The 12,050-nt window shown below is 44.8% G+C and carries 11 protein-coding genes; 8 read left to right on the forward strand and 3 right to left on the reverse strand.

Annotation, left to right across the window (positions count from 1 at the left end):
* The first annotated feature begins 62 nt into the window (after positions 1-62).
* The 3 genes from AC6I7V_RS11990 (at position 63) to AC6I7V_RS12000 (ending at position 4,612) form a co-directional block, all read left to right on the forward strand.
* Complete coding sequence (locus AC6I7V_RS11990) at positions 63-2,951, forward strand: valine--tRNA ligase (RefSeq protein WP_498010938.1); 2,889 nt, start codon at positions 63-65, stop codon at positions 2,949-2,951.
* A 233-nt stretch (positions 2,952-3,184) separates the two neighbouring features.
* Positions 3,185-3,583, forward strand: coding sequence for a DUF2061 domain-containing protein (locus tag AC6I7V_RS11995; protein WP_255229848.1), 399 nt, complete (start codon positions 3,185-3,187; stop codon positions 3,581-3,583).
* Positions 3,584-3,706: 123 nt separating this feature from the next.
* Complete coding sequence (locus AC6I7V_RS12000; protein ID WP_498010939.1) at positions 3,707-4,612, forward strand: bifunctional helix-turn-helix transcriptional regulator/GNAT family N-acetyltransferase; 906 nt, start codon at positions 3,707-3,709, stop codon at positions 4,610-4,612.
* Between the two features lie 33 nt (positions 4,613-4,645).
* On the opposite strand, the gene AC6I7V_RS12005 is transcribed toward AC6I7V_RS12000, so the two are convergent.
* Positions 4,646-5,440, reverse strand: a complete 795-nt coding sequence (locus tag AC6I7V_RS12005) for a glycosyl hydrolase 2 galactose-binding domain-containing protein (protein WP_498010940.1) — start codon at positions 5,438-5,440, stop codon at positions 4,646-4,648.
* Positions 5,441-5,568: 128 nt separating this feature from the next.
* Positions 5,569-5,982 (reverse strand): ribonuclease E inhibitor RraB, encoded by a 414-nt coding sequence (rraB, locus tag AC6I7V_RS12010; protein ID WP_032553248.1) that lies wholly within the window; start codon positions 5,980-5,982, stop codon positions 5,569-5,571.
* Positions 5,983-6,556: 574 nt separating this feature from the next.
* On the opposite strand from rraB, the gene arcA reads away from it, so the two are divergent.
* The 5 genes from arcA (at position 6,557) to AC6I7V_RS12035 (ending at position 11,103) form a co-directional block, all read left to right on the forward strand.
* Positions 6,557-7,777, forward strand: a complete 1,221-nt coding sequence (arcA, locus tag AC6I7V_RS12015; RefSeq protein ID WP_032553249.1) for an arginine deiminase — start codon at positions 6,557-6,559, stop codon at positions 7,775-7,777.
* A gap of 146 nt (positions 7,778-7,923) precedes the next feature.
* Positions 7,924-8,925, forward strand: a complete 1,002-nt coding sequence (locus tag AC6I7V_RS12020) for an ornithine carbamoyltransferase (protein ID WP_498010941.1) — start codon at positions 7,924-7,926, stop codon at positions 8,923-8,925.
* Positions 8,926-9,172: 247 nt separating this feature from the next.
* Complete coding sequence (gene pyrB, locus AC6I7V_RS12025; protein WP_498010942.1) at positions 9,173-10,102, forward strand: aspartate carbamoyltransferase; 930 nt, start codon at positions 9,173-9,175, stop codon at positions 10,100-10,102.
* 13 nt (positions 10,103-10,115) lie between these two features.
* Positions 10,116-10,577, forward strand: a complete 462-nt coding sequence (pyrI, locus tag AC6I7V_RS12030) for an aspartate carbamoyltransferase regulatory subunit (protein WP_032553254.1) — start codon at positions 10,116-10,118, stop codon at positions 10,575-10,577.
* Between the two features lie 136 nt (positions 10,578-10,713).
* A complete protein-coding gene (locus AC6I7V_RS12035) occupies positions 10,714-11,103 on the forward strand; it encodes a RidA family protein (protein WP_285353316.1) in 390 nt (129 codons plus the stop codon).
* A 75-nt stretch (positions 11,104-11,178) separates the two neighbouring features.
* Here the strand turns inward: AC6I7V_RS12035 and AC6I7V_RS12040 are convergent, their stop codons facing one another.
* Positions 11,179-11,904 carry a 1-acylglycerol-3-phosphate O-acyltransferase gene (locus AC6I7V_RS12040; RefSeq protein WP_255229844.1) on the reverse strand — a complete coding sequence of 242 codons (726 nt, stop codon included), beginning with the start codon at positions 11,902-11,904 and terminating at the stop codon, positions 11,179-11,181.
* Between the last annotated feature and the right edge of the window lie 146 nt (positions 11,905-12,050).

Below are 12,050 nucleotides of genomic sequence, written 5' to 3' on the forward strand. Positions count from 1 at the left end.
AGAAGCTTCACTTATGAAGTTTGACCAAGATTAACCATTCACAGTATCCGTAAAAGAGCACTATGGAAAAGACATATAACCCAACATCAATCGAACAAGCCCTGTATCAGGCTTGGGAAGAGAAAGGCTACTTCAAGCCACACGGTGACACATCAAAAGAAGCTTACAGCATCATGATCCCGCCACCGAACGTCACTGGTAGCCTACACATGGGTCACGCGTTCCAAGACACTATCATGGATACTCTGATCCGTGCTGAGCGTATGAAGGGCAAAAACACCCTTTGGCAAGTGGGTACGGACCACGCTGGTATCGCAACTCAAATGGTTGTTGAGCGTAAGATCGCAGCTGAAGAAGGCAAAACTAAGCACGACTACGGTCGTGACGCTTTCATCGACAAAATCTGGGAATGGAAAAACGAATCTGGTGGCACAATCACTAAGCAGCTTCGTCGCCTAGGCGCTTCTGTAGACTGGGACCGCGAGCGTTTCACAATGGATGACGGCCTATCTAACGCTGTTCAAGAAGTGTTTGTTCGTCTATATGAAGAAGACTTAATCTACCGTGGTAAGCGTCTAGTAAACTGGGATCCAAAACTGCACACTGCAATTTCTGATCTTGAAGTTGAAAACAAAGACAAAAAAGGCCACATGTGGCACTTCCGCTACCCGCTAGCAAATGGCGTGAAAACAGCTGAAGGCAAAGACTATATCGTTGTTGCGACAACTCGTCCAGAAACAATGCTTGGTGATACTGGTGTTGCTGTAAACCCAGAAGATCCACGTTACAAAGATCTTATCGGCAAAGAGATCCTGCTTCCTATCGTTAACCGTCTGATCCCTATCGTAGGCGATGAGCACGCAGATATGGAAAAAGGTACAGGTTGTGTGAAGATCACGCCTGCGCACGATTTCAATGACTACGAAGTTGGTAAGCGTAACAACCTGCCAATGATCAACATCCTAACTTTCAACGCAGACATTCGTGATGCGGCTGAAGTCTTCACTACTAACGGTGAAGTTAGCGATGTTTACTCAACTGAGCTACCAGCTAAATACCACGGTATGGAGCGTTTTGCTGCTCGTAAAGCGATCGTTGCTGAATTTGAAGAGCTTGGTCTTCTTGATGAAATCAAAGATCATGATCTAACGGTACCTTACGGCGACCGTGGTGGCGTAGTTATCGAACCAATGCTAACTGACCAATGGTACGTACGCGCTGCACCTCTTGCAGAGCCTGCTGTTAAAGCGGTTGAAGATGGTGAAATCGAATTCGTTCCTAAACAGTACGAAAACATGTACTTCTCTTGGATGCGTGACATTCAAGACTGGTGTATCTCTCGTCAGCTTTGGTGGGGTCACCGTATCCCGGCATGGTACGACAACGACGGCAACGTATACGTAGGCCGTACTGAAGAAGAAGTACGTGCAAACAACAACCTTGCTCCAGTCGTTGTACTGCGCCAAGACGACGACGTACTAGATACATGGTTCTCTTCTGCACTATGGACGTTCGGTACTCAAGGCTGGCCTGAGCAAACTGAAGACCTTAAGACGTTCCACCCTTCAGACGTTCTAGTAACAGGCTTCGACATCATCTTCTTCTGGGTTGCACGTATGATCATGATGACCATGCACTTCAACAAAGATGAAAATGGTAAGTCACAAGTACCATTCAAGACAGTTTACGTAACGGGTCTAATCCGTGACGAAAACGGCGACAAGATGTCTAAGTCTAAAGGTAACGTTCTTGACCCTATCGACATGATCGATGGTATCGACCTTGAGTCTCTAGTAGAGAAGCGTTGTGGCAACATGATGCAGCCTCAGCTAGCGAAGAAGATCGAGAAGAACACGCGTAAGACTTTCGAAAACGGTATCGAACCATACGGTACTGATGCACTGCGTTTCACTCTTGCTGCTATGGCTTCTACTGGCCGTGACATCAACTGGGATATGAAGCGTCTTGAAGGTTACCGTAACTTCTGTAACAAGCTATGGAACGCGAGCCGTTACGTACTGATGAATACAGAAGAGCACGATTGTGGCATGTCACTATCTACTGAAGACCGTGCAAACATGGAATTCTCTCTAGCGGATAAGTGGATTGAATCTCAGTTTGAACTAGCAGCGAAAGAGTTTAACGCTCACCTAGACAACTTCCGTCTAGACATGGCTGCGAACACGCTTTACGAATTCATCTGGAACCAATTCTGTGACTGGTACCTAGAGCTAACTAAACCTGTTCTTTGGAAAGGTACAGAAGCTCAGCAACAAGCGACTCGCTACATGCTGATCACGGTTCTAGAGAAGACGCTACGTCTTGCGCACCCAGTACTTCCTTACATCACTGAATCTATCTGGCAGAGCGTTATACCGCTGATTGACGGTGTTGAAGGCCCTGATTCTGAAGAAAGAACGATCATGACTCAAGCGCTTCCTCAGTTTAACGAAGAGAACTTCAACGCTGAGATCGTAGAAGACATCGAATGGGTTAAAACTTTCATCACTGCTATCCGTAACCTACGTGCAGAGTACGACATTGCACCTAGCAAAGGTCTAGAGGTAATGATCAAGGTTGCTAACGAAAAAGATGCGGCACGTATCGAAGCGAATAAGGTCGTTCTAAACTCTCTTGCTAAGCTAGATAGCCTAACAGTACTTGCAGACGACACTGAGACGCCAGCATGTGCGACTAAGCTAGTGGGTCAATCTGAGCTGATGATCCCAATGGCAGGTCTGATCGACAAAGATGCAGAGCTTGCTCGTCTTGATAAAGAAGTGAAGAAAACGCACGGCGAAATCAAGCGTATCGAAGGCAAGCTAGGTAACGAAGGTTTCGTTGCTAAAGCACCTGAAGCGGTTATCGCAAAAGAGCGTGAGAAACTAGTTGGCTACCAAGAGACACTAGCTAAGCTTGAAGAGCAGAAAGCGACTATCGCAGCTCTTTAACCCTCGCTCAATGAGAAGCCTTTGAACTTCTCGCTGAAAATAGAAAGGTTGGCCTTGTGGTCAACCTTTTTTTATACCGCTAGGTTCTGTCACGACTAACCTCAGCATTTCCAAACTCCACACTCTTTTTGATAGCTTTTGCCTATCGAATTAATCTCCAATACCCATTTCATTTAATGATAATAATTATCAATAATAGCTTTATCGAAACAACACAACGATGAGTAATTATCATGAAAAAGACACTAACCTTTGCAGCACTTCATTTTACTATCGCATTTAGTGTCGCTTACGTACTCACTGGCGACATCTTAATTGGTAGTTTAATTGCCATGATCGAACCTTCAGTGAATACCGTCGCTTTCTATTTTCATGAAAAGGCGTGGGCTCAGGTTCCAGCGCTAAAAGCTCGTCAATGGATGACCAAATTAAAAACGGCTAGTTTCGCAACCATTCATTTCAGCGTCGCATTTACCGTGGTTTACTTATTAACAGGTGATGCCTTTGTGGGTGGAGTAATGGCGATGTTAGAGCCAACATTGAATACAGTTGCTTACTACTTTCACGAGAAAGTTTGGCAGCGCAAATCAGAAGCCAATGTTCCTCGATTCTGTTACCACCAACACGCTTAAACTAGAGAGCTATCTCTAAAAAATAGAGAGTCTACTGGTGAATCAATGGCTGCCCTTGACAAAGTTGCGCACCGCAATTAATTTAATTGCGGTGCGCAACTTTATTTTAAGAGGTTAATAATAGTGAATGCTCGTCAACTAAGACATTATTCTCGCCAAGCGGTACGTTTGCTGGGGATGCTTGATAAACAGTGTGGCGAGATAGCCCTCACTCCGGTACAGGCACATGCACTTGGAGAGATCCAGCTGCAACCATTAACCATCAATCAACTGGCACAACGACTGAATGTCGACAAATCGAATGCAAGTCGCACTGTGACTGGGTTAAGCAAGCTTGGCCTCGTAGTAAGTATTGAGAATCCGCGCGACAAGCGAAGCCAAAATATCACGCTGACTGATATGGGTGCATCTACCTTATCTCAACTCGATCAACAGCAAGATAGCTTCTTTGATGACCTGTTAAAGGTGATCGATGAGAACGAACAGCAACAGCTCAAGCAAGGCTTAGAGGCATACCTCAAAGGCCTAACAAAAGTCTGCCAAGCGGATGAATTTGTGCTCCGCCCGATGACACAAGCCGATAACTCGCAAGTCGCTAAGGTTATTCGACAGGTGTCGGCCGAGCATGGCCTAACTGCTGACAAAGGATATGGTGTTGGAGATCCAACTCTGGATGATATGTATTCTGTCTACGCCCAAGACAATGCAATGTATTGGGTCATCGAGTACCAAGGTAAGATTGTTGGCGGTGGCGGTTTTGCGCCATTAGCAGGCAAGCCTGAAGTGTGTGAACTACAAAAGATGTACTTCTTAGAGCAGACGCGTGGTCAAGGTCTGGCCAAACGTATTGTTGCCCTAAGTCTTCAGCTAGCGAAGCAACAAGGGTACAAGCAGATGTATCTAGAGACAACGGAGTGTTTGGGAGCAGCTATTAAGCTGTATGAGTCTTTAGGTTTTGAGCACTTAGACGGCGCTTGGGGAGAGACCGGCCATGACGCATGCGAAATTGTTATGGCCAAAGCGCTTTAATTTAGGAGATAACCAAGTTACCTCCTATCGAGATTAGCGCAGAAAGTTGCTCACACAAGAAGCTGGGTTAAGAGCAACAAAAGAGCTCTCTTTTTGTCCATCAAGCTCAACCTCTAACTCATACAAGTGCTTAGGGTTGGGCTTATTGATGTCAAATATCACTGGCGCTTCAACCTGAAAAACCACACCGGTGTGTTCAGCCCGCACATCAATCGGCATCACTAATGTCATCCCATTGAATTTGATCGATGCTGACACTAACCCAGATTTGAGTGTCTGATAAATCACATCGACCTTGAACTCACAGCCACCACCATGGTGCCAGATCTGCTCTGTAACCACCTGTTCTAGTTTGGTATGGCGAACAAACTGCAAGTAAGGAGCCTGCCAAATCCCAATACGTGAATCAGATTTAACAACAGGCGTTGTTAGCGCGGCCTCTTCCATGTCCTCTTCCAACAATAACCCTTCTTCTTCCTCAAGGAATAAGATCTCAAAGCGATTACGGCCTGATTGCATATATGGGCGGATATCTTTGCGGTATTCTTCCTGACTGCCGTCACAATCGAACACGGCCACACCATTAAGGCGAACCTCGGCAAAGTAGTCGACGCCAGCCATCACTAGCTCAACCAAAGGACACGCCAACATTGCGTCATCGACTTCGATGTCGTGCATCAAATGCCACTCTTGAGCCGCAATCTCTTCTTCACTCAGCGTATCTGGCAGTCTTGCGCTCAGCGGTGCTGGGAAAGTAATGTCGTCTTGGGGAATAGAGAGATCGGTAAGTGGCGATATTTGCCAAAGACCATCAAGTAGCAACCGCATATCATTCCTTGAGCTAGATCAATTTTGACCGCATTATAATGAATACACGCACATAAAGACATTGATTTTTATACGGACAAAAAAATACCAGCAATTATATGCTGGTATTTTTCAATTCAGTAACGAGATTACTCTTCGTCTTCATCATCTTGTGGGTAGATAGCATCTTCGCCTTCGTAGTAAGTGCCCCAACCGTCGTAAATGATGTCAAATTTTTCCGCTAGATTAACCAGCTTCTCAACTTGCTCGTCAATCGCTTCTGCATTAAGAGCCGACTGCATAGTCGCATCGCAGCAAAGCAGCTTGTTGCCATCTTCGTCTTCTGTCTCTTCTGCCTCTAATACTTCAAAGCCCATCTTGAACGCTTCAACAACCGCTTTCTCAAGTACATCGAAATCTTCAGCAAATAGGTGGTGCTCAATTTCGTAAAGTGCATCAGGATCGCTACCGTCTTCGATCAATGCTGCAATGATATCGCGAGTCTCTTCCTTTTGAATCTCAATTAATTCTTCTACTGATAGATATTCATCTTCGTGAGACATGTTTCTGCTCCAGAGTGTTGACTATGAAAGGATCAAATTTGATTGCCACGAAATATGGCATGGATCGCGCAGAAAAGCCACCTAGATCATCGGGCAACAGCAAACTTTATCCCTTATTAAAGACACTCAAACAGAGCCAAAAGTAAAATCGCAATCACAGAAACAAATATTCAACATATTATTAACCAAAAGCGCTTTTAGCATTTCATTTTATCGGCAATTCAAGTTGTACTTGATTCGAAATGCCTGATTAATCACTGTGAATGCATACATACAATTTCCGTGACTTGCATAAGATTTCGCTCTATTCAATTAAAGTGCATATTAATGAATAAAAAGTCACTATACACTGATTTTAATTTCTATTCCCTAGTTCAATAGCAGCATAGAAACGCAGAAATCGATGATTTGCCTCTCAGCGTGGAAAATAGCCAAAAAACAACAAATGCAGATAAATAGCAGAATTTTCATCCAAATATAACCAAATAACCTATTTTTTCTATCTTTCACTGAGCTTGCATAATGCGATCAAGCTTGTCATAAATAGACGCTGGATTAAAAGTAAGGATGCAAAATGAGTAAGCTGTACGTTGGCTCCGAAGTCGGTCAATTAAGACGAGTTCTATTAAATCGACCAGAAAGAGCACTCACCCACCTCACCCCTTCAAACTGTCACGAACTTCTTTTTGATGATGTACTAGCGGTTGAAGCTGCGGGTGAAGAACACGATGCCTTCGCATCAACACTTCGCAACCAAGGTGTCGAGGTGTTATTGCTGCACGACCTATTGGTCGAAACACTGGATGTTTCTGAAGCTCGTGAGTGGCTACTCAATACCCAAATTTCAGATTTCCGCTACGGCCCAACCTTTGCGCGCGACCTAAGAAACTACTTAGCACAAATGGATAACGAACACCTCGCCACTATCTTGCTTGGCGGTTTGGCTTATTCAGAACTGCCAATTGCTTCATCGTCGATGCTGCCAAAGATGCATCGCCCGTTAGATTTTGTGATTGAGCCGTTACCAAACCACCTATTTACCCGTGACACCTCTTGCTGGGTATATGGTGGTGTGTCACTTAACCCAATGATGAAACCAGCGCGTCAGCGTGAAACTAACCACCTGCGTGCTATCTACCGCTGGCACCCAGTGTTCGCGGGCCAAGATTTCATTAAGTACTTTGGCGACGAAGACCTTCACTACGACAATGCCAATATTGAAGGCGGTGACGTATTAGTGATTGGTAAAGGCGCGGTTCTTATCGGTATCTCCGAGCGAACTAAGCCACAAGGTGTAGAAAACCTTGCTGCGAGCCTATTCAAGTCAGGCCAAGCAAAAGAAGTTATCGCGATCGATCTGCCTAAACACCGTTCGTGCATGCACTTAGATACCGTAATGACACACATGGATATTGATACCTTCTCTGTATACCCAGAGATCGTGCGCAAAGATCTTGATACATGGCGCCTCACGCCAAAAGAGAATGGTGAGATGCGTGTTGAGAAAGCGGATAACTACTTGTCAGCAATCGAAGGCGCGCTAGGTCTAGATCAACTGAAGATCATCACGACAGGTGGTGACAACTATGAAGCGGAGCGTGAGCAGTGGAACGACGCGAACAACGTTCTAACAGTAAAACCAGGCACAGTGATTGGTTACGAACGCAACGTTTATACTAATGAGAAGTATGACAAAGCCGGTATCGAGGTTCTGACAATTCCTGGTAATGAATTAGGTCGTGGACGTGGTGGGGCTCGTTGTATGAGTTGCCCAATCGAGCGCGACGGCATCTAATTTCAACCTCCTCCCTTCCCTTCTTAAAAGGTCTGCCAATATGTGCTGGCCTTTTTTATCAAATTAACAAAATAAATATTCACAAATATAGCATTTTTATGTTTAACTAAAGCCTTCATTGATTCTATTTGCTCAAGGAGCGAGATATGGCTTTTAATCTTCGCAATCGTAACTTTCTAAAATTGCTCGACTTTACTCCAAAAGAGATTCAATTCTTACTGGATCTGTCAGCAGATCTAAAGAAAGCTAAGTATGCAGGTACTGAACAGAAAAAACTGCTCGGTAAAAACATCGCACTGATCTTTGAAAAAGCCTCTACTCGTACTCGATGTGCCTTTGAAGTTGCCGCGTTTGATCAAGGAGCTCAAGTCTCTTACATCGGGCCATCTGGTTCCCAGATCGGTCAAAAGGAATCAATGAAAGATACGGCTCGAGTACTGGGTCGTATGTACGACGGCATTGAATATCGTGGCTTTGGTCAGAGTATTGTTGAAGACCTAGGTGCCTACGCGGGTGTTCCCGTTTGGAATGGCCTTACTGACGAATTCCACCCAACTCAGATCTTGGCGGACTTCCTGACTATGCTAGAACATGGTCGCGGAAAACAACTGCACCAAATCAGCTTTGCTTACCTAGGCGATGCACGTAACAACATGGGTAACTCGCTACTAGTTGGCGCAGCAAAGATGGGTATGGACATTCGCCTCGTTGCGCCGAAAGCCTTCTGGCCAGAAGAACAGTTGGTTGAAGAGTGCCAAGCTATCGCACAAACAACAGGCGCGAAAATCACCTTAACGGAAGACGTACCTGAAGGTGTAAAAGGTTGTGACTACTTATACACTGATGTATGGGTCTCTATGGGTGAATCACCGGAAGCTTGGGATGAGCGTGTTGCGGTGATGAAACCTTACCAAGTTAATATGGATGTGATTAAGCTTACTGGAAACCCACAAGTGAAGTTTATGCACTGCTTACCTGCATTCCACAACAACGAAACTGTAATTGGTCAGCAAGTCGCTGATAAGTACGGTATGAATGGATTGGAAGTGACCGATGAAGTCTTTGAGTCAGATTACTCGATTGTCTTTGATGAAGCAGAGAACCGCATGCACACCATCAAAGCGGTGATGGTTGCTACGCTTGGATAGGCCATTAATATCATAACAATAAAAGGTTGATGTAATCGCTTGCGCTCACAAATTGAAAGCGTATAATTCTCGGCAATTTGTCTGAGAGTAGTGAAAATGACACCTATCAATATTATGACATCGTTGAATATTGCACGTAAGCTGGCTGGCTTACAAGGTCGTCTATTCTGCTCAGAAACCTCTTTTTAAAGCCTCCCATTATGGGGGGCTTTTTTATGGTCATTACATTATTGTGGGGAAGAAGATCATGGCGAACTCGCTCTATAAAAAGCACATCATCTCAATTCCAGAGCTTTCTCGTGAAGAGCTAGAATTGATTGTTCAAACAGCTGGTCAGCTAAAAGCGGAGCCGAATCCTGAGCTGATAAAAAACAAAGTTGTCGCGAGTTGTTTCTTTGAACCTTCAACACGAACTCGTCTCTCTTTCGAAACGGCGATCCAACGTATCGGGGGCGACGTGATCGGTTTTGATAGCGGCGGTAACACCTCTCTAGCGAAGAAAGGTGAAACCCTAGCTGACTCTGTACAAGTTATCTCTTCATATGTAGACGCTTATGTGATGCGCCATCCTCAAGAAGGTGCAGCACGACTGGCTTCTGAGTTCTCTAACGGCGTGCCGGTAATTAACGCAGGTGACGGTGCTAACCAACATCCAACGCAAACGCTTTTAGACCTATTCTCTATCGCCGAAACACAAGGCCGTCTTGATAACCTTAACGTCGCGTTCGTCGGCGACCTAAAGTACGGCCGTACCGTTCACTCACTGACTCAAGCTTTGGCTAAGTTCAATAACATCCGTTTCTACTTCATCGCTCCTGAAGCTCTAGCCATGCCAGACTACATCTGTGAAGAGTTAGACGAGGCTGACATTGAGTACCAACTTCTGACTGATATGGACTCGGTGATCCCAGAACTGGATGTTCTCTACATGACACGAGTGCAGAAAGAGCGTTTCGATGAGTCTGAGTACGCACATATTAAGTCGGCTTACATCCTAACGGCTGCGCTACTTGAAGGGGCAAGAGAAAACCTTAAGGTCCTTCACCCGCTACCACGCGTCGATGAAATCACTATCGACGTCGATAAAACGCCACACGCTTACTACTTCCAGCAAGCTGAGAATGGTGTTTACGCACGTGAAGCACTGCTCGCCCTTGTTCTTAACGAAACGCTGTAATAGGAGAGATATCATGTCTAAAGGAACTCAGTTAAAAGTTGAAGCGATCAAAAACGGCACGGTAATCGACCATATTCCAGCAAACGTGGGTATCAAGGTATTAAAGCTGTTTGATCTGCATAACTCTCACCAGCGCGTGACTATCGGCCTTAACCTTCCTTCTTCTGCTCTAGGTGGCAAAGACCTACTGAAAATTGAGAATGTGTTCGTGACAGAAGAGCAAGCGAACAAGCTAGCACTTTACGCGCCGCACGCAACCGTGAACCAGATTGAAGAATACGAAGTAGTAAAGAAGCTGGCTCTAGAGCTGCCAGACCAGATCAACGATGTATTTGAATGCCCAAATACCAACTGCATTACTCATAATGAGCCGGTTGAGAGCAGCTTTAAGATCTTTGAAAAAAATGACGATATTCGCTTAAAGTGCAAATACTGTGAAAAGGTCTTCTCTCGCGAGATCGTTACAGAGAGATAACACCTCCTTGTAGCACGTAAAGAATATGAAAACTATGAAATACCTCGCCTGAGCGGGGTATTTTATTCTTTACCTCATGCCGCTTTGAAGGCACACTGAATTTCGATTTTTATCTAATAAAATGATGGAACCTATAATGACTAAAGTACTTCACACAGAATCAGCTCCAGCAGCAATCGGCCCATACGTACAAGGCGTTGACCTAGGCAACATGGTACTGACTTCAGGTCAAATCCCAGTAAACCCAGCTACTGGTGAAGTGTCTTCTGACATCGCAGAACAAGCTCGTCAATCTCTAGAAAACGTTAAAGCCGTTGTTGAAGCGTCTGGCCTAACAGTAAAAGACATTGTTAAGCTAACGGTATTCGTTAAAGATCTTAACGACTTCGGCACAGTAAACGAAGTTTACGGTAAGTTCTTCGACGAGCACGGCGTTGCAAACTACCCTGCACGTTCATGTGTTGAAGTAGCACGTCTTCCTAAAGATGTTGGTATCGAAATCGAAGCTATCGCCGTTCGCAAATAGTTTCGACCAGATACAAAAAAGGTTGCCGTCGTGGCAACCTTTTTTAATATCTGAAAAACGCTAAAGAGATTGGTATTACTTGCTGTTGAGAGCTTTCACTTCTTCATCAAGCTCTGCCAGTTTTGCTTTCATCTGCTCGCGGCACTCATTTGCTAGCTCACGCACATTCGACTTATCAAAACCTTCGATGCTGACTGGTGGCAGCATCTCTACGATAACGTGACCATTATTCCAACGGTTCAGTTTGATTCCGCCTGTAGAGCTACATACGATTGGGATAATTGGTAAGCCAGCACCAATTGCGGCGTGGAACGCACCGGTTTTAAATGGTAATAGGCCACGACCACGAGAGCGAGTTCCTTCAGGGAACATCCACACCGATACATCGCTACCTTTAAGGTTATTTACAACTTGATCGATAGTACCAACGGCTTTGCTACGGTTGGCACGGTCAATTAGGATGTTACCCGTTAGCCAGTAGAGCTGACCAAACAGTGGCATCCAAGCTAAGCTCTTCTTACCAACCGTAACCACTTTAGGTGTAACGGCAGAAGAAACTGTGAATAGATCCCAGTTGTTTTGGTGATTGGCAATATAGACATGTTGACCACGAGAGTACGCGTCTTCTGGAATACGTAAGTCCAGAGTGATACCGAAAATCTTCGACATACGGCCAAAGTAACGGCCGAAAGTAAATACGTGCTTTGGATTGCGTGGGCTTAACAAGCAGTAACCACAACCAAACACAAACATCAAAATCGCAAATATTGCTACAGCGAAAATACGTAATATTGCTATCATTTTGTTCCTCAACAACCGCTTAACTAGGTCTGTTTTTATTACGCATGATGGTAACAGAGTCGTAAGCGGCAAAATACAATAAAAAAGCCGAAACCAAAGTTTCGACTTTCTTTTTTATTATCTCGTCATACGTCGTGATATCGAGG

This window comes from Vibrio sp. KUL70 (genome assembly GCF_059725515.1).